The organism is Mycobacterium nebraskense, assembly GCF_002102255.1.
Lineage (GTDB): Bacteria > Actinomycetota > Actinomycetes > Mycobacteriales > Mycobacteriaceae > Mycobacterium > Mycobacterium nebraskense.
In genome coordinates this window covers 97,703-115,596 of sequence record NZ_LQPH01000081.1, presented here as the reverse complement: position 1 = coordinate 115,596, position 17,894 = coordinate 97,703, and the positions used below count along the sequence as shown (strand labels likewise).

17 protein-coding genes are annotated in these 17,894 nt (G+C 64.0%); 6 read left to right on the top strand and 11 right to left on the bottom strand.

The annotated features are described in order from the left end of the window. The first annotated feature begins 23 nt into the window (after window positions 1–23). Window positions 24–626: a TetR/AcrR family transcriptional regulator gene (locus AWC17_RS09175; RefSeq protein ID WP_046183475.1), complete on the top strand. Its 603-nt coding sequence runs from the start codon at window positions 24–26 to the stop codon at window positions 624–626. Window positions 627–637: 11 nt separating this feature from the next. Here the strand turns inward: AWC17_RS09175 and AWC17_RS09170 are convergent, their stop codons facing one another. Continuing rightward, the gene (locus AWC17_RS09170; RefSeq protein WP_197083388.1) at window positions 638–1,057 is read right to left on the bottom strand and encodes a hypothetical protein; all 420 of its coding nucleotides are present in this window, start codon (window positions 1,055–1,057) and stop codon (window positions 638–640) included. A gap of 181 nt (window positions 1,058–1,238) precedes the next feature. Between AWC17_RS09170 and AWC17_RS09165 the strand changes: the two genes are divergently transcribed. From AWC17_RS09165 to AWC17_RS09155, 3 genes are all read left to right on the top strand, one after another. Next, window positions 1,239–2,021, top strand: a complete 783-nt coding sequence (locus tag AWC17_RS09165; protein WP_047321828.1) for a hypothetical protein — start codon at window positions 1,239–1,241, stop codon at window positions 2,019–2,021. Beyond that, entirely contained in the window at window positions 2,018–2,635 is a 618-nt protein-coding gene (locus tag AWC17_RS09160) for a hypothetical protein (RefSeq protein ID WP_046186524.1), read from the top strand. The genes AWC17_RS09165 and AWC17_RS09160 overlap by 4 nt, the downstream gene beginning before the upstream one ends. A 134-nt stretch (window positions 2,636–2,769) precedes the next feature. Continuing rightward, the gene (locus AWC17_RS09155) at window positions 2,770–3,291 is read left to right on the top strand and encodes an Rv2253/PknI dimerization domain-containing protein (RefSeq protein WP_046186525.1); all 522 of its coding nucleotides are present in this window, start codon (window positions 2,770–2,772) and stop codon (window positions 3,289–3,291) included. A gap of 73 nt (window positions 3,292–3,364) precedes the next feature. Here the strand turns inward: AWC17_RS09155 and AWC17_RS09150 are convergent, their stop codons facing one another. The 10 genes from AWC17_RS09150 to AWC17_RS09100 all read right to left on the bottom strand — a co-directional run bounded on the left by AWC17_RS09150 (window position 3,365) and on the right by AWC17_RS09100 (window position 15,981). Further along, window positions 3,365–5,110 carry an MCE family protein gene (locus AWC17_RS09150; RefSeq protein WP_046186526.1) on the bottom strand — a complete coding sequence of 582 codons (1,746 nt, stop codon included), beginning with the start codon at window positions 5,108–5,110 and terminating at the stop codon, window positions 3,365–3,367. Beyond that, complete coding sequence (locus AWC17_RS09145) at window positions 5,111–6,379, bottom strand: MCE family protein (RefSeq protein WP_046186527.1); 1,269 nt, start codon at window positions 6,377–6,379, stop codon at window positions 5,111–5,113. Beyond that, window positions 6,376–7,788, bottom strand: a complete 1,413-nt coding sequence (locus AWC17_RS09140) for an MCE family protein (RefSeq protein ID WP_082147480.1) — start codon at window positions 7,786–7,788, stop codon at window positions 6,376–6,378. Before AWC17_RS09140 ends, AWC17_RS09145 begins: the two co-directional genes overlap by 4 nt. After that, window positions 7,785–8,903: an MCE family protein gene (locus tag AWC17_RS09135; protein WP_046181800.1), complete on the bottom strand. Its 1,119-nt coding sequence runs from the start codon at window positions 8,901–8,903 to the stop codon at window positions 7,785–7,787. Before AWC17_RS09135 ends, AWC17_RS09140 begins: the two co-directional genes overlap by 4 nt. After that, window positions 8,903–9,925, bottom strand: coding sequence for an MCE family protein (locus AWC17_RS09130; RefSeq protein ID WP_046181776.1), 1,023 nt, complete (start codon window positions 9,923–9,925; stop codon window positions 8,903–8,905). The genes AWC17_RS09135 and AWC17_RS09130 overlap by 1 nt, the downstream gene beginning before the upstream one ends. Further along, window positions 9,922–11,184, bottom strand: a complete 1,263-nt coding sequence (locus tag AWC17_RS09125) for an MCE family protein (RefSeq protein ID WP_046181775.1) — start codon at window positions 11,182–11,184, stop codon at window positions 9,922–9,924. Before AWC17_RS09125 ends, AWC17_RS09130 begins: the two co-directional genes overlap by 4 nt. 19 nt (window positions 11,185–11,203) lie before the next feature. Continuing rightward, entirely contained in the window at window positions 11,204–12,049 is an 846-nt protein-coding gene (locus AWC17_RS09120; protein WP_046181774.1) for an ABC transporter permease, read from the bottom strand. 9 nt (window positions 12,050–12,058) lie between these two features. Beyond that, window positions 12,059–12,877: an MlaE family ABC transporter permease gene (locus tag AWC17_RS09115; protein ID WP_046181773.1), complete on the bottom strand. Its 819-nt coding sequence runs from the start codon at window positions 12,875–12,877 to the stop codon at window positions 12,059–12,061. A gap of 384 nt (window positions 12,878–13,261) precedes the next feature. Continuing rightward, the gene (locus AWC17_RS09105; RefSeq protein WP_046181772.1) at window positions 13,262–14,467 is read right to left on the bottom strand and encodes a CaiB/BaiF CoA transferase family protein; all 1,206 of its coding nucleotides are present in this window, start codon (window positions 14,465–14,467) and stop codon (window positions 13,262–13,264) included. Continuing rightward, on the bottom strand, window positions 14,464–15,981 hold the full coding sequence (locus AWC17_RS09100) for an aldehyde dehydrogenase family protein (protein ID WP_047321826.1): 1,518 nt from the start codon (window positions 15,979–15,981) through the stop codon (window positions 14,464–14,466). Before AWC17_RS09100 ends, AWC17_RS09105 begins: the two co-directional genes overlap by 4 nt. Before the next feature lie 280 nt (window positions 15,982–16,261). On the opposite strand from AWC17_RS09100, the gene AWC17_RS09095 reads away from it, so the two are divergent. Further along, entirely contained in the window at window positions 16,262–16,963 is a 702-nt protein-coding gene (locus tag AWC17_RS09095; protein WP_046181770.1) for an SDR family NAD(P)-dependent oxidoreductase, read from the top strand. A gap of 34 nt (window positions 16,964–16,997) precedes the next feature. Beyond that, a complete protein-coding gene (locus AWC17_RS09090) occupies window positions 16,998–17,873 on the top strand; it encodes a mycofactocin-coupled SDR family oxidoreductase (protein ID WP_046181769.1) in 876 nt (291 codons plus the stop codon). The last annotated feature ends 21 nt before the right edge of the window (window positions 17,874–17,894 follow it).

The window sequence follows — 17,894 nt, the reverse complement described above, 5'->3', positions numbered from 1 at the left end:
ATAGCGTCGTCTAGTCTCGGAGCGTGGGAACAGCACGGCAGCCGGTCACCGATGGGCAGTTCTGGCTGATCGAGCACAGCGCGGCCCGGACGCGGGTACTCGATGCCGCGTTGGATCTGTTCGCCGCACACGGCGTCAGCGGTACGTCGCTGCAGATGATCGCTGACGCCGTAGGCATCACGAAAGCTGCTGTCTACCACCAGTTCCGGACCAAAGAACAGATCGTCATCGCGGTGACCGAGCGGGAACTCGGCCGGCTCGAGCCGGCGCTCGAGGAAGCCGAAGCATACGAGGACGGGCCTCAAGCACGAGATGCCCTGCTGGTGCGTGTGATTGAGATGGCGGTTCGCGACCGCCGGTTGGTGCGCACGCTGCAGTTCGACCCCGTCGTCGTCCGATTGCTGGCCGAGCACAAGCCGTTTCAACTGTTCATGGACCGGCTGTACCAGGTGCTGCTGAGCGATGCGGGTCTGGACGGGCGGATCGAGGCCGCCATGTTCTCCGGCGCGCTGAGCACCGCGGTCATGCATCCGTTGGTTGCCGACATCGACGACGACACATTGCTCGAACGGGTGACCGATTTAAGCCGGCGCCTGCTCGGTCTGCCTCGGGACGCCCACGACTGACGACGGTGCTGCTATGTGTCGGCGCGGATCCAGCTCATGATGCCGTCGTGGGCATAACAGATGAGGAACAAGCCATCGGGCGCCTGCGCGACGTAGTTCTGGTAATTCTGGCAGCTGGCGCCTTCGTCCTTGACTCCCGCCATTGGGGGTGACCGGAACCATCGCGGCTGGTATCTCCTCGGCGACCCGCAGAACATCAGCCGTCCGGGCTGCGAGGCGGGGAAAACGTTACTGTCGTCGACACCGAAGGCGTAGTAGGTGGTGTTGTCACACGGCGCGCCGAGTACCTGATGGGGCATGATGCCCGGGGTGCACGCGGGGTAGTCGCAGACGGTCGGGCCGGCCGAGGACGGCGGCGCCGCCAGCACTCCGGCGCCGAGCAACGCGGCAGCCATTGCCACGAGGAATCGCACCCGATTACTGTGCCACATCTGAAAAGAAAATTCTCCTGGTTGGAGAAGATCACCTGAAGCCGACAGCCGTCGGCGCTGGGCTACCCCAACGCACTCCGCCTCGTTACCAGCGAGGCGAGCATTTCCGCATGTGAGGGCCACAATTGCAGCCGCACGACGACGCCGTTGAGGCCGGACCGAAGTGATAAGCTCATTCTCCGTGCACAATCCGGAGGGACCTGACGCCGACCATCGCGACCCGGCCAACGTGACCGATCCCGACGAACCGCAGTCGACCGCCGGCGCCATAACCCCCGCCTCGGAATTGGACGCAGAAATTGCTGAGGCTGAAGCGCGCGCCGAGGCGGCTCGCGCGCGCCTCTTGAAGCTGCGCCGGGCCGCCGAAACCGGGGACGCCCACGAGGACGCCGCTTCCCAAGATGTCGAGCAGCGCCGCGCAAAGTCACCCCGGGCACGGCTACGACTGCCGCGGCCCGGGCGGCCTGGTTGGCTTCGACGCCCGGGGCGGAAAACAATAGCCGCCGGCGTCGGCGTTGGGCTCGCCTCGGCTTCCCTCGCAGCGAGCGGTTACATGGTGTGGCAGCACCGCACCACCGTGCACAAACAACAGCTCGCGGCCGAGTTCACTGCAGCAGCCCGGAAAGGGGTCACGGCGCTGATGTCGATTGACCCCAGCCATGCCAAGGAGGACTACCAGCGCATCATCGACTACTCAACGGGCGACTTCAAGAGCCAAATGTCAGCGCTGTCAGCCTTTATGGCCAAGCAGACGGAGGAATCGAAGGTAAGCAGCAAGGCCACCGTCGAAGCCGTCGCCGTCGAGTCGATGAGCGACAACTCGGCGGTCGTGCTTGTCGCGGCGAAATCCGATGTCACCAATGCAGACAACACACATCGGCCACCTGTCATGTGGCGGATCAGCGTTGACCTCACGCGGGACGGCGGCCAGCTCAAGATGTCGAAAGTCGATTTCCTGCAATGACTGTCGAGCATGGCTCGTCGCTGGACGGCATGAAAACGACCCCGTCCGACGAGATGGGGTCGCCGCCCGCTTCCCCCGAACCGGCTCGCACCAACGGACTGGCCACGATCAAGCGCTGGACCCACCGGTTTTTGGCGAGGTGGCGTTCCATAGTCGCGACGGTGTTGGTCGTTACCGCGGTCGCCGTCGCTGCCGGTCTGTACTTCATTCTGTACCGGCCGGATCAGGAGGTCGGCGACGCGGCGGCGCACCGGGCGGTCCAGGCGGCGTCAGACGGTGCCGTCGCGGTGCTGTCGTACGCTCCCGACAACCTGGACCGTGATTTCGCCAAGGCGAAGTCATATCTCACCGGTAATTTTCTCGCCTACTACACCAAGTTCACAGAACAGATCGCGGCGCTGGCACAGCAGAAGCACGTCACGGAGACAGCGCAGGTGGTTCGCGCCGCCGTCTCAGAGTTGCACCCGGATTCAGCCGTCGTGCTGGTATTCATCAACCAGACCGCCACAAGCAAGGAGAAGCCACAACCGCAGACAACTGCGAGCACCGCCCGGGTGACGTTGACGAAAGTCAAGGGTTCCTGGCTGATCTCGAAGTTGGATCCGCTGTCGTGACGCTTGCCATTCCTGGTTCAATCGCCATTTTGTCGGAGCCGAAGCGGTGTTAATCTCATTGCACGAAAGACCGCAAGCAATGTCGATACCGCATTAATAATGTCGGTTAATTATGGCGGGTCGAGGAGCACCTGATGCGATCAGTTCGAACACTCACCACCGCAACGCTGGTCGCCGCCACTGTATTCGGCGGTTTGGGCACGGCATCCATCGCCCGGGCGACAACCAAGGAAGAAGTGGCCGTTAACGGGACCTTCCGCGCCACGTCCATCGGCGATTGGGCGCAGAGGAATGATCAGTACTTCGGCGAGCCGACGGTCGTCCAGACATGGACCATCAGCTCGTCGTGCGTCACATTTCAGGAATGCCACGGCACGGTGACCAGCGACCAGGGATGGAGCGCGCCCCTATATATGAATGACGGGGAGATGTGGAAGGTCAAACGCGAGGTGCCGGACTGGGAGCGGTGCGAGGACGGTACCGCGTTCACCGGACAGCAGACCTTCTATTTCTATCCGGTGAATGAATACGGCGGATATCAACTCGGGTCGTCGACCTTTGCCGGAAAAGACAAAACGGTCGGCCCGAGCGGCGCCTGCGGGCAAAATCAGTGGCTTGATATCGCGATGCCGCTACGCCTGGACAAGTTGTCCTGACCGGGCGTTCGTAGCTGTATTGCCCCGCTCCTTCTCAGACCGCTTCGCGGCCTGCATCGTGTCAGGGGCGGCTTCAGGTGGGAAGCATGTCCTTCCACGTCTTGGGCGCCTTCGGGGCCACGAGATCCGACTGCTGGTACAACTTCCCATCCGGACCGACATAACGACCAGTACGCGGATCGTACTTTGCCACCACGACCGACGGCGCGGGCTTAGATGCGTTGGCTCCGAATGAGCTTGGCGCAGCCAGCGGCCCTCCGCCGCCGGCCGGGTCGGCTGGTGCGGCATCGGGAGGACCGGGGGGTGCGGGCGCCGCGGGTGGCGGGGGAAGTTCCCCCTGTGCAGGGACGTCGAGTGGCGCTATGGGCGGAAGGTCAGCCGACATTCTCGACATGGGCGCCAGCGGAGGTGGTCCCGACGACGGCACCGGCGGAACAGCTGCTCCAACCGTGCCCGGTGGTGGACTTTCTCCCCGCGGCCCCGCCGGTGTGCCGCGCGGCACCGCCCCCGGCGGCAGCGGCGTTCCCTCGACCGGGCCGAACATTCTGTCGTTGGCGGTAACCCTGTCATCGGGCGGGACGCCCTGGGCGAGCAGGTTGGGGTCCAGTGGGTAGGGACCGAGGACGTGCTGCTTCATCGCCAGCGGCATGTACGGCTTGTCGCTGTTGCAGATTTCGACGGTGGGCGCGCGCTTGCCCGGGTGACCCATGCAGGGATAGTTGCGGGCACCGCGAACCCCGATCGGTGAATCCTGCGGGAGTTTGCAGTACAACCCGTCCGGTGTGTCGATGTCGGTGAGGTCGTCCGGGGATCGCCATGTGTTGGGTGGCATGAAACCGACCGTGCAAATTGGCGGATCGTCGATCGTGAGCGCGAAGTCGCCTTGGGCCGTGCCCTCGGGATGGTTTGGTGCCGCGGCGGCCTGCTCGATAGCAACCGCCGACGGCAGCAACACCAGCAGCTGCTCCAGCGAGGGGTGGTAGGTGACGCCGATCTGCCCGATGGTAGTCAGGTTGGCCAGCAACACCGGCAGCGTCGGTTTGATTTGTTCGAACAGCCGGGACGCTTCGTTCGCAGCCTCAGGGCCGTTTTGCAGGATGGTGCGGAAGTGGGAATCGTTGTTCACCAACACATCCGAGATACCGGCGAGACTACGTGCCCACGTCCTGATCGAATCGGTGGTGCGTGCTTGGGTATCCAGAAGCGGCCCGGTGTCTTCGGTGAGGGCTCGGGTGCGATCGACGACGCCGTTGGCGTCGCGGGAAATTGTCTGTGAGGAATCGATCAATGACCCCAGGTCGTAACCGGAACCGTTGAAGCCCTGGAAGGACTCGTCGAGCAATTGGCCGAGTTTTGTCTTCGGGATGCTTTGAACCAAGGCATTGACCTGGTCGAGCATCGGCCCGACCGGCTGCGGAATCGTCGTGTCGCGCACGGAGATGACCGAACCGTCGTGCAGGTAGGGCGGCGAATCGGTTTTGGGCCGCAAGTCCACGTACTGTTCACCCACCGCAGAGACACTGAGCACCTCCGCTGTCAGGTCCGCGGGGACCTTCGGTGAAGTGCTAAGCGACAGCGTCGCTTTCGCGCCAGTGGGCGTCAAGCCCACCGAGGTGACCTTACCGAGCTGAACCCCACGGTAGGTCACGTTGGAAAACCGGTACAGGCCGCCGGTGGACGGCAGCTCCAGCGTCACCGTCATCCGACCGATGCCCAGCAGGGTCGGCGCTTGGATGTAGAACAGGACCATCGCGATCACGCCAATGGTCCCGGCGACCGCGAAAATCGCCAGCTGGATCCGAACAAAGCGCGTCAGCATCTATCCACCCGCTCCCGTCGGAGGCGCCTCCGCGGGCGGCGCCGTTTGACCAAGACCAGCGTCAGGCGGCGGTGCCGCAGCCGGCGGGGGTCCGGGCAGCGGGGCCGCACCCGGCCGAGGCCCGGGCAGCGGAGGGAGGCTCGCCGGGTCCACCCACGGCGGCCTCAGCGGGTCATGCATCGGATCGTGCGTGTATTGCAGGTAATACGGGTCCCCGGGCGCCGGTACCAACGGCTGGTCCAGCTGCCCCCAGTGGGTCCCCAGCATCAGTCCTCGCTTGAGCCGTGGAATCGACAGGTCCAAATCGACGTGCAGGTTGAAGTAGTCGCCCCGGACGGCTCGATCGACGAAGTTCTGCGTGAACGGGAACACGAACGCGGCCGCGACCGCTATGCCCAACTCCGGTCCGACGTCGGCGAGCGCGCGGATGGTCGGCTCCAAGTTCTTGAGATTCTTGACTAGGTCGGCCTGGGAATCGTTGACCAACCGGGTGGCGGTGTTGCTGAAGACGCGAAGTTTGTCCAGGGCGGCAGTTAGCCGTGGCCGCTCCTTGATCAGCACATCGAGAGCGGGCGGTATCTTCTGTAGCGCCTGGGTGAGAACGTCGCGTTGGTCGGCGAATGTGCCGGCAAGCCGGTTCAGCGCCTGGATCGAGTCGACGATGTTGTTCCGCTGATCGTCCAGTGTTCCGACGAACGTGTCGAGGCGAGTGATCAGATCACGTACCGCGCCCTCACGCCCGGACAGGGCGCTGGAGAAATTGTGGATGATCTCCCCGATCTGTCCCAGCCCCCCGCCATTGACGACCGCTCCCAGCGACGACAGCGTCTGCTCTGTCGACGGGTAGGCCGATGCTCGACTGAGCGGGATGGTGGCGCCCGGCTGTAGCCGTCCGCTTCCCTGCTGGCCGGGCGGCGTATTGAGCTCCACATGCATCGACCCCAGCAGGCTGGTCTGACCGACGGTGGCTACCACGTTGGCCGGGACGACGACATCGCGCTTTACTGAGATCTCGACGTCGGCGTGCCAGCCTTTCACCTTCATCGTGCCGACACTGCCGACGACGACGTCGTCGATCATCACCGGCGAATTCGACTCCATCGTACCGACATTCGGGAGCTCGACGTGGTAGATGTTGGCGCCCGGCCCACGTCCGACCGCGCCTGGCAGTGGCAGTGAATTCAGGCCGTGGAATGCGCATCCCGTTGCCGTCAGCACCACGCAGCAGCCGATGGCGAACACCCGCCGAGCCGCAACCCGGGCGATCATTGTTGTGGCCCTTCTGCGGGCAGCAGCATGCCTGAAAGGCTCGGCGCCGGTGGTGGTGGCATCGGTGTGGTCGGCGGGGGCGGCAGCGGCATCGCCGCGCCCGGTATCGGCGCCGGCGGCACCGCCCCCGGCGGTCCAACCGGATCACCGGGCAAGCCGGTGTAGGCCGACACCGCGGGCGGGATCTCGGGCGGTCCGGGTTTCGGGCCCTCGCCGCCGGGGGCCAGGCGCGGTTCGCTGTAGAGGATGTTGGAAGGGTCCACCGACTTCTGCAGGAATATGTTGATGGGGATCGGCAGGTTGTTGAAGTTGAGCACCCGCAACCCGGGACCCAGGAACATCGAGCACAGCTTGCCCGATTCAACCGCGGTGACGTTCTCGATCGCACCGAGTGCCGTGCACCCGGGCACGGGCACCGGAACCATCAAACCCGAAAAGGTGGGGTTCGCGAAGTTCATGATCCCGAACCCTCCCACGATGGTTCCGGTGTCGGCGTTGTAGTCGTTGAAGAAGTTGCCGAGCGCGTTCGGCGCTGCGTGCAGGATGTTTTCCAGATCCATGTGCTTATCGACCAGGACCTGCGTGACATCGGCCAACCGGGCAATCTGCTCGCTGGTCTGGTTGCGCGTCCCGGCGATGAAGCGCTGCACCTCGCCGACCGCGGTCGACAGATCGGTCAGCGCCGCGTCCAGCTCGGATTTGCTGTCATTGACCACGCTGGTGAGCGTGGCCAGGCGGTCATTGAACTGCACGATCTCGACGTTGCTGTCGCGCAGCGCGCCAACGAAGGTCTGCAGGTTTTTGATGATGTCGACGATGTTGCCGCTACCGTTGGCGAGGATGCGGCCTACCCCTGACAGTTGACCGAGTGTTTGCCGCAGCTTGTCGCCGTTGCCGTCCAGCGCATTGGCGGCGCTGTCGATGAACCGGCCCACCGACGTGCCCGATACACCACTCTTGGGTCCCAAATCCGTTGCCAGCCGCATCAATTGGGCTTTGACCTCGTCCCATTCGACCGGCACTGCGGTCCGTTCGACCGGTATGACTCCCCCGTCGCGCATGACCGGCCCACTGTCTCGATAGGCCGGCGAGAGCTGGACGTAGCGGGCAGACACCAGATTCGAGGCGACGATAACCGCCTTCGCATCCGCCGGAATGGGCACGCCGTGGTCGACCTTGAGGGTCATCTTGGCCTGTGTGCCCTGCGGCTGAATGGATTTGATGTTGCCGACTTTGACACCCGATACCCGCACCTCGTCGTTGGGATAGATCGCGGTGGCGGTGGTGAAGTAGGCGGTAATCGTCTGTTGGCCGAAGAATGTATTACGGACAAGAACGGCAGCGCCGGCAACGATGAGCACGACCAGGGCAACCGCCGCCACGGCCGCCAGCCTGGCGCGGGGGATCATTGCGACCCTCCGACCCGGCCGCCCAACGTGCAGCCAGGGCATACCGGAATACCGTTGTACGGCCAGGGAGTCAGCGACCGAGGCACCGGGGACGGATAGCCGGGACCGCGGGTGGTGTCGAAGGTGCGGAATCCCCAGAGGTAGTCGATGATCGGTTGGAAGAGTTGCGGGGCAAGGAAGTTCGGGACGAACGCCTGATAGGCGTACATGCTGGAGATGCCCTCACCGACCGTGATCTGGAATTTCTTGAGGCCCGTCAGCGCTTGGCTGATATTGTCGCGGTTCTTTTGCAGCATCGCGGTCACCGAATTCAGCCTCTCCAGCGTCGGTGCCAATTTGCTTTCGTTTTCGTGCACCAATGCCGTCAGCTGTCTGGCCACCGCCGACGTGTTGGCCAGCAGGTCCACGATCTCTTGTCGACGCGCCACCAGCACTTGCAGCAGGGAGTCGGAGTTGAGGATGAGTTTGTTGACCTGCTGGCTGCGTTGGGAGAGGACCCCGGTGACGTCGCCGGCGCTCTTGAATAGCTCGCCCAGGTTCTTGTTGCGGCTGTTGAGGGTGCGTGATAACCGGGTGAGTGCGTCGAAGGCCGGCCCCATTTGGGGCGCGATCTGGTCGAGCGTTGCCGCCAGCGTGTCCAACGACTGGTTCAGCGCCGTGGTGTTGGTTCCGGCAGTGTCGGTTGTCAGGTCGCTGACCGCTTCCGTCAGTGAGTAAGGCGAAGACGTGCGCGAGACCGGAATGAGAGCCATCGGATGCATCGTGCCGCTGCCGGCGGACTCCAACGTCAGCATCCGCTCGCCCAACAGCGTGCCGGTACGAATGTGCGCGGAAGTCTCCGACCCCAGCAGGATGTTGCCCTTCATCGCGAACGTCACCAGGGCATCGCCGTGACGCAGCTTCACATCCGACACCGTGCCGACCTTCACGCCCGACACGATCACGGGGTTGCCCGTCGCAAGGCCACCGGCTTCCGTAAACAGCGCCTGGTATCTGACCATCGTCGCCCACGAGATGAACCGGTCGGGTGACAGGCCAACGAGGATGACCATCACCGCCAGAACGACGCCGATGAGTCCGGCCTTGACAAGCCCAGCTCCGTGATACTTGAGCATCAGGGTTCCGTGCACCTTCCAGCGTCTGACCTAAATATGGGAGCTTTCACCGTCCTGCCCTGAAGATCCGTGCCGCGGAGCTCCAACTGGCAGAGGTAGTACGGGATTGTGGCGCCGTCCGCCCCGAGCCGGACCAGCTTGCGGTAGTTCTTTGGCGCCTTCCCGATGGCGGCGTCGAGGCGGTCCTTGTCGCCATCGAGGATCGGCGCCAGCCGATTCAACTGATCTATGGTGCCGGACAGCGACGGCCGCGCGCTGCTCAGCAGATCCGCCAGCGAGGCGGTTCCCCTGTCCAGGGCGTCGATGGCGGAGCCGATGGTGTTGCGGTCGTCCGACAGCCCGCTGACAAGCCGCTCGAGGCGATCGATTGCGCCGGAGAACTGGGTGCCGTCCTTGGAGATCGTGCCGATCACGATGTTGAGGTTGTCGATCAGTTGCTGCACGGTTTGATCGTTGTCGGCCAAGGCGTTTGAAAACGACGTCGTCTTGGCGAACAGCGAATCGAGAGTCCCGCCTTGTCCCTGGAAGACCTGCAACAACCCTGAGGTCAGCGCGTTGACATCACGCGCATTCAGGCCCTGGGTAACGGGTTTCAGTCCACCGAGCAGCAGATCGAGGTCAAGCGCCGGCGCCGTGCGGTTGACGGGAATCTGACCGCCGGCCGGCAGGTGCTTGGTCGAGCCCGGACCATCGACGAGTTCGAGGTAGCGATCGCCCACCAAGTTCAGGTAGCGGACCGCAGCCCTGGTGCCCTCGGTGAGGACGACGCTGCGGTCGGCGTCGAACTTCACCACAACTTTTTTGTCCGGCTGCAGCGAAACGCTATCGACAGTGCCGACCCGGATCCCGGCGACCCGGACCGACTGCCCCGGCTTGAGACGCGACACGTCGGTGAACACCGCCGAATACCCGGTCGTCGCACCCGTCCGGTACTGGCCGAAGATGAAGAACAGGAAGGCGGTCAGCATCGCCATCACGACCGCAAAGATCGCGAACTTGATCAGCGTGGCGCGTGTTCTCATCCTGGTTGTCCGACCTGAGCGGAGTTGCGTGGCGGGCCGGCGATCGGCCCGTACAGCAGCTGTTTGAGGAGATCGGAGTTGATCAGCAGCTGTGGGTTTCCGTACATCACCGGGTCGGCGCCGATATCGGTGATGAATTGCTTCGGATGCGAGTTGAACGGCAGGTTCGGCAGACCCATGCACTGCGGGCCGCCCGTCGCCGCAACCTTGGGCAGGTTCGTCGGATACCGATAACGTTCACCGCCCCACGTGAGGCTCGCCGATATGTTGATGCTCGGTTCCGACAACGGCGGACCGTGCGCTATGTTTATCAGCCCCCCGAAACCGCAGGTGAACACCTCGTGGTACTCGTTGGTCAGATCGGTGGTCGGCACCAGCAGATGCAACACATTCGTCAGCGGTTGCCGGTTCGTCGACAAGACGTCGTTGCCGATGTCGGCCAAGCCGATCGCGCTGATCAGCAATGCATCCAGGTTGTGCTGCTCATCGACAATCGTCTTGCTGATACGCGTCGCGTTGGCCGCGGTCCTCACCAGGTTCGGTGCCGCGTCGGCATAAGCGTTGGACACTACCGGTAAGACCTCGAGGTCATGGCTGAATGCGGGAAGGCTCGGCTGCAGCCTGGCCAGAAACGAATCCAAGTCGCTCAGCGACTGGCCAAGCTGTGGGCCGCGCCCACTGAACGCTTGTGCCAGCGCACCAAGTGACTCGTTGAGCTTCGGCGGGTCGATGGCCGCCAGAACCGACACCAGTTGCTGGAACACCGTGTTGATTTCGATCATGACGTGCTGGCCCTGCAGCGTCTGCCCACCGTGTAGCCGCTGCGCCGAGGGTTGGTCAGGTTCTACCAACTGGACGGACTTCGCGCCGAACACCGTCGATGACGCTATGTCGACGAGCACGTTGCCCGGAATGAAGCGCAACTGCGACGGATCCATCGCCAGGTGAATGGCCGCTTGGCCGTTGGGCAGCGATTCGATCGAGGCGACCTTGCCCACCTGCACGCCGCGCATCTTGACCTTGGCGTCCGGGTTCATGACCAGGCCGGCGCGTTGCGAGATCACGGTCACCGGAACGGTTTCAGTGAAGGAGCCCTGAAACAGACCGACCGCCAGGGCGAAAATCAAGCCGATGATGACGATGGTGATCAGTCCGAGCAGGGGTGGCAGGTAGTTCCGTCCGGCCGGCGGCCGGGCATGGCCGACGCGCGCGGGTCGACCGGCGGGCGCGCCGCGACCTGCTGGCACATTCTGCGTCACTGCCGTTCCACCTCCTCTGCTACCCGGACAGGTTGAAGTTGCCGTTTGCACCGTAAATAGACAGCGAGACCAACAGCGTTACCGACACCACGACGATGAGCGAGGTGCGCACCGCGTTACCGGTCGCATTGCCCACACCGGCAGGCCCCCCCGAAGCGAAATAGCCGTAGTAGGTGTGGATCAGCAGGATGGTGAGCGCCATCAGGATGGCCTGAAGGAACGACCACAACAAGTCGATCGGGTTCAGGAACGTGTTGAAGTAGTGCTGGTACAAACCCTGCGACTGTCCGAGCAAGAACGTCGTGGTGAACTGGCTGGCCACGAACGACAGGATGACGGCGATGGCGTACAACGGCGTGATAGCCAGCATTCCCGCCAGGATCCTGGTACTCACCAAGTAGGAAACCGGCCGAATGGCCATGCTCTCCAACGCATCGACTTCTTCGTTGATCCGCATGGCACCCAGCTGAGCAGTCACCCCGGCGCCGAAGGTGGCCGCCAGACCGATCCCGGCGACCACCGGTGCCGCGATACGCACATTGATGAAGGCGGACAAGAAGCCCGTCAGCGCCTCGATGCCGATATTGCCCAGCGACGTGTAGCCCTGAATGGCCAGTGTGCCGCCCGCCGCCAGCGTCAGGAAGCCGACGATCACGACGGTTCCGCCAATCATCGCCAAAGTGCCCGCGCCCATGCTGATCTCGGCAACCAGTCGAACAACTTCGCGCGTGTAATGGGTAGCTGCGAAGGGCACCCCGGCAAGCGCTTTACCGTAAAACAGGGTGTGATCGCCGATCCGGCCCAACGAGGCGACCGGCCTCTCGAATTGGCGGATCAATCGCGGATATGCGGCCCTCAGCGCCATTGGCAGCCCCTACTTCGCCGTCATCTTGATGCCGATCGCGGTGACGACCACGTTGACGACGAACAGGGACATGAAGGCGTAAACCACGGTTTCATTCACCGCGTTGCCAACGGCTTTAGCGCCCCCGCCGGTGATCGACAGGCCCCGATAGCAGGCGACCAAGCCGGCGATAAGGCCGAAAAGCGCTGCCTTGACGCACGAAATGACCACCTCGGGCACACCGGTGAGCAAGGTGATACCCGCGGCGAACGCGCCGGGGTTTACGTCTTGCACAAATACCGAAAAGACGTAGCCGCCAAGGACGCCGATGATGACGACGAGGCTGTTGAGCAAAAAGGCCACCAACCCGGAAGCCAGCATTCGCGGAGTCACCAACCGCTGGACCGGGTTGATGCCCAGCACCTCCATCGCGTCGATTTCTTCGCGAATTGTTCGCGATCCCAGGTCCGCACACATTGCCGTGGCACCCGCGCCCGCCACGATCAAGACCGTGACCAGCGGGCCGAGCTGGGTGACCGCCCCGAAGGCGGCACCCGCACCGGATAGATCCGCCGCGCCCAGTTCGCGCAAGAGGATGTTGAGCGTGAAGCTGACGAGGACGGTAAACGGGATCGCTACCAACAAGGTGGGAGCCAGCGACACCCGCGCGACAAACCAGGACTGCTCCAAGAACTCTCGCCACTGGAACGGCCGGCGGAACGCGAACTTGACCGCGTCGGCCGACATCGCGAACAACGCTCCGACCGCCTGCATGGGCCCCGAGATGTCCCATTTCAGTTTGAGCTGAGGCAATCCCGCTGACCAGTGGTCAGCTCCCTTAGTTGCCATCAACCTCAGACCCTTTCCTGAGTTACGAGACCGATAGTCTTGTTGTTGCGCACGGGCTGAGGTAAATTCAGCTCAACCAACGATCCCGGGTGGATGCCGCCGACCACGAAACGCCTAGTCGGCAGCCAAAATTCGGCATCCGCTTCAGGCGTGACAGCGCTTCCCATCCTCACGCCAGGACCTCCGTTCTGTTGCGTGAGTAGGCGCTTCAAAACGTGGGGCCCCATGTCTTGAAGCGTCCGGCGATTATGACTCATGCCGAGTCCGGGCGGAACGGAAAATGCATAACCGTTATCGGACACCGGATCGGCACCCCGCGTAGGCGGGGCGACTGCGTCGCAAAAGGCGCGACGGTCGGCTCAAACATTGAGGACACCTCCGGTCCTAGGTGACGGCACCGGCCGTCTTCAGTTCGATGATGCGGTCCCAGTCGAGTCCGAGTTCCATCAAGATCTCGTCAGTCTGCTCGGCGAACCCGGGCGCCGGGCCCGTCTGCGGTGCCGCGACATCGAACTGGACCGGGTTGGCAACCAGTTCCAGCTCACCCGCGCGCACCATGTACTCGTTCGCCCTAACCTGTGCGTCCTCGGCTGCTTGGAGGGTGTCCTGCACGGGGGCCCAGGGCCCCGCCAGCGTAGCGAAGCGTTCGCTCCACTCGGCGAGCGTGCGGGTTGCGATGGCTTTGGTCAAGAGCTCCACCGCATCCGCCGTGTTGGCGGCGATCTTTTCCACGGTGGTGAATCGCGGATCGTCGGCCAACTCCGGCAGGTCTACATGCCTGCACACGTCGGCCCAGAACTTGGTGGGCTGCATCATCACGAAGGAGATGTAGCGTCCGTCGGACGTGGTGTACAGGCCCACCAACGGATTATTCGGGGCGCCGTGCACGCCCGGTGGCGGCGCTTCCATTCGCTGGCCCAAATGCTTTGTCAGCGCGACCGTGTGTCCCATCGACCACAGCCCACTGCCCAGCAGCGACACGTCGACGGTGGACGGTTCGCCGGTGCGTTCCCGTTTGAGCAAGGCCGCCGCGATGCCCCCGGCAAGGTTGGTGCCGGAAATGGTGTCGCCATAGGCGGGGCCGGGTGGCGCGATCATCCCGGGCATCCCCGCCGGGGTGATGGTCGCGGCGGTTCCGGCGCGGCACCAGAACGCGGTCATGTCGTAGCCGCCTTTGGTGGCCTCCTCGCCGCGCGGGCCGAGCGCGCTCCCACGCGCATAGATGATCTTCGGGTTCACCGCGCGGATGTCGTCGACGTCGATCCCGAACTTCTGGCGGGCACCGGGCAGGAAGCTGGTCAGGAACACATCCGACCGACGGGCCAGCTCGTAGAGCACTTCCTTGCCCTCCGGCACCGACATGTCCAGTCCGATGCTGCGCTTGCCGCGGTTCGCGTGTTCGATGTTCGGGTTGGGGTCGCCTTCGACGCGCAGCATGCCGGTCTGTCGGAGACCGCGTTGCGGGTCGCCGGTCACCGCGTGCTCGACCTTGACGACGTCGGCGCCCCACTCGGCGAGCACGGCGCCCGCCGATGGGACGAACCCGTACATGGCGACTTCCAGGACGCGGATGCCCTCGAGCGGCCTCACGCCGGGGCCCCTGCCGAGGCCGGCACCGCTGGGACTGCATAAGTCTTGCGTTCCAAGAACTCCTCCAGCCCGGCCACACCCATCTCGCGGCCAACCCCCGACTGCTTGAAGCCCCCGAACGGGCTGTCCGCGCCGAAGTAGTTGCCGCCGTTGATCGAGAAGGAACCGGTTCGGATCCGGCGCGCCACCGCGAGCGCCCGGTCCTGGTCGCGGCTGAAGACCGCGCCCGCCAGTCCGTAGATCGAGTTGTTGGCGATGCGCACCGCATCGTCGTCATCGTCGAACGCGATGACGACGAGCACGGGCCCGAAGATCTCCTCCTGCGCGATCTCGCTGTCGGGATCGACGTTGGTGAGCAGCGTCGGCGCATAGAAGTAGCCCGGATCTAACCGCTTGCCGCCAGTAACCAGGGTCGCCCCCGCCGCGACGGCCCGCTGGACCATGCCGTCGACCTTGTCCCGCTGGCGCTGGTTGATCAGTGGACCCATATACGTGTTCGGATCCGCCGGGTTACCGTGGCGGACTTTGGCGAAGTTCTGCGCGATCAGCTCAACAATCTCGTCGTGGTGCGACCTGGGCACCAGCAGCCGCGACGTCAACGCGCACCCCTGCCCCGCGTGGGTCACCATGCTGAACGCCGCGAACACCGCCGCGCCGGCGAAGTCGGCATCGTCGAGCATGATGGCCGCCGACTTGCCACCCAATTCCAGGAAGACGCGCTTGACCGTCCCGCTCGCGGCCGCCATGATCTTGCGCCCCACCGCCGTTGATCCGGTGAAGGTGACGACATCGAGGTCGGGACTGGTGGTCAGCGCCTCGCCCGCCTCGGGACCTGAGGAGCTGAGCACGTTCACCACGCCGGCTGGTATGTCTGTGTAATCGGCGATCAGCTCACCGAGCGCCAGCGTCACGAGCGGTGTGTCCGGCGCGCCCTTGAGGACCACGGTGCATCCGGCGGCCAGCGCGGGGGCCAGCTTCGCCAACGCCAGCTGGTTCGGGTAGTTGTAGGCGATGATCGCGGCGACCACCCCGGCGGCTTCCTTTTCCACCCAGCGGTGATGGAGCATGCCGCGCGATTCTTTCTCGCCGAGGTCTTCGGAAAACTGGTAGCCGCGAAGCAGATCGGCGTAGAAGCGCACGATGCCGATCGGCTCGTCGAGCTGGGCGCCCTGCGTCAGGGCCCGGGTGGCGCCGACTTCGGCGATGGTCAGCTCACGCAACTCTTCGGCGTGGTCGATCAGCGCCTGATGCAGTTGGTCGAGGCAGCGGATCCGCAGCTCGACATCGGTGGACCAGGCGGTGGTGTCGAACGCGCGGCGAGCGGCCGCGATCGCGGCTTCGGCCTCGTTGACGCCGGCGTCGGGCGCGTGCCCGATCACAGCGCCGGTGGCGGGATTGATTGACGGGAACGTCTTGTCGGCGGTGACCAACCGACCGTCGATCAACAGTCGGCGGTCGACTTGTGACTCAGGCGCGGCGTCCGCGATGGGCTCTGCCGTGTCCTGGGCAGTCATCCGTACCCCCTAAAGTGGTGACGGTCACGATAATTTCATTCTCTTCCCCGGCGAATCTTACATTCGACTCTCGATAATTCAAGAAACTCTCAGGATTGACATCGAGCCGCTGACCAGCGACGCAAACGTCGGTCGGCTGCCGCGCTACGTAGTTTGACGCAGGCCGAACAGGGTTTCCGTGGGATGTTGCAACCCGCTTCGCCGTGAGAGTAAGGTTCTCATAATTGCAAGCGTGATTCTTTGTGACTGAGACGGTCACCTTTGGAGTAGAGGCCTCAACGTGAAGACTGCGGTGGTCACCGGTGGCGGATCCGGCATCGGTCTCGCCGTCGCGCAACGGCTGCGCGCTGACGGTCTCGACGTCGCCACGATCGACCTCCGGCCGTCCGATAGCGACGACTCTTTCACCGCGGACGTCACCGATCGATCGCAGGTCGATGCCGCCTTCGCGACGATCCGCGCAAAGCTGGGGCCGGTCACCGTTCTCGTCAACGCCGCGGGCCTGGACGGATTCAAGCGCTTCAACAACATCACGTTCGAGGACTGGCAGCGGGTGATCGACGTCAACCTCAACGGAGTCTTCCACACCATTCAGGCGGCGTTGCCCGACATGATCGAGGCGAAGTGGGGACGCATCGTCAACATCTCTTCGTCGAGCACGCATTCCGGCGCGCCCTATATGAGTCACTACGTGGCGGCCAAGTCCGCGGTCAACGGGTTCACCAAATCCCTGGCACTCGAGTACGGCCCGTGCGGGATCACGGTCAACGCCGTGCCGCCGGGTTTCATCGACACCCCGATGCTGCGCGCCGCGGAGAAGAACGGCTTCCTTGGCAGCATCGAGGAAACCATCGCGCGGACCCCGGTGCGCCGCATGGGTAGGCCGGAAGACATCGCGGCGGCCTGCGCCTTCCTTGTATCCGAAGAAGCCGGCTACATCACCGGTCAGATCCTGGGTGTCAATGGCGGTCGCAACACCTAAGAATCCGCTCGGCACCCGAATAGAAGGAGATGCGGTGGGAGACGGCGCAGCAGGGCGCGTCAGAGGAAAGGTCGCCTTCGTCACCGGCGCGGCGCGCGGCCAGGGTCGCAGTCATGCGGTGCGATTGGCCGAGGAAGGCGCCGACATCATCGCCATCGACCTGTGCTGCGACATCGACACCATCGGCTACTCGATGGCCGCGCCCGAGGATCTCGACGAAACCGCCCGGCTCGTCGAGAAAACCGGCCAAGCGGTGGTGACGGCCCAGGCCGATGTGCGCGACGCCGCACAACTGCAAGCCGCGCTGGAAAACGGGCTCGCCGAGTTCGGCAAGCTCGACATCGTGGTCGCGCAGGCCGGAGTCGCCGGCATGAAGGGCCGGCCCCCGCTGCAGGCGTGGTGCGACGTAATCAATACCAACCTGATCGGCACCATCAACGCCATTCAGGTCGCGTTGCCCCACCTGGCTACCGGCGCCTCGATCATCGCCACCGGATCCACAGCGGCGCTGATGGACACCGCCAAGAAAGACAACCCGGGCGCCGACCCCGGAGGCATGGCCTACATCCACTCCAAGCGGGCGTTGTCGCACTACGTCCACGACTTGGCAACCGAGCTCGCCCCGTTGGGGATCCGCGCCAATGTCATCCATCCGACCAACACGAACACCCCGATGCTGCAGAGCGAGCCGATGTACCGCTCGTTCCGGCCGGACCTCGAACGTCCGACCCGGGCGGACGCCGAGCCGGTTTTCGGCGTGCAGCAAGCGATGAAGATCCCCTACGTCGAACCGGAAGACATCAGCAACGCCGTGCTGTGGTTGGCCTCCGATGAGGCCAGGTATGTCACCGGCATGCAGCTGCGGGTCGACGCCGGCGGCTACCTCAAGTGGTATGACTATCGCAACTGAGCGCCAGAGAATCTCGCAAGG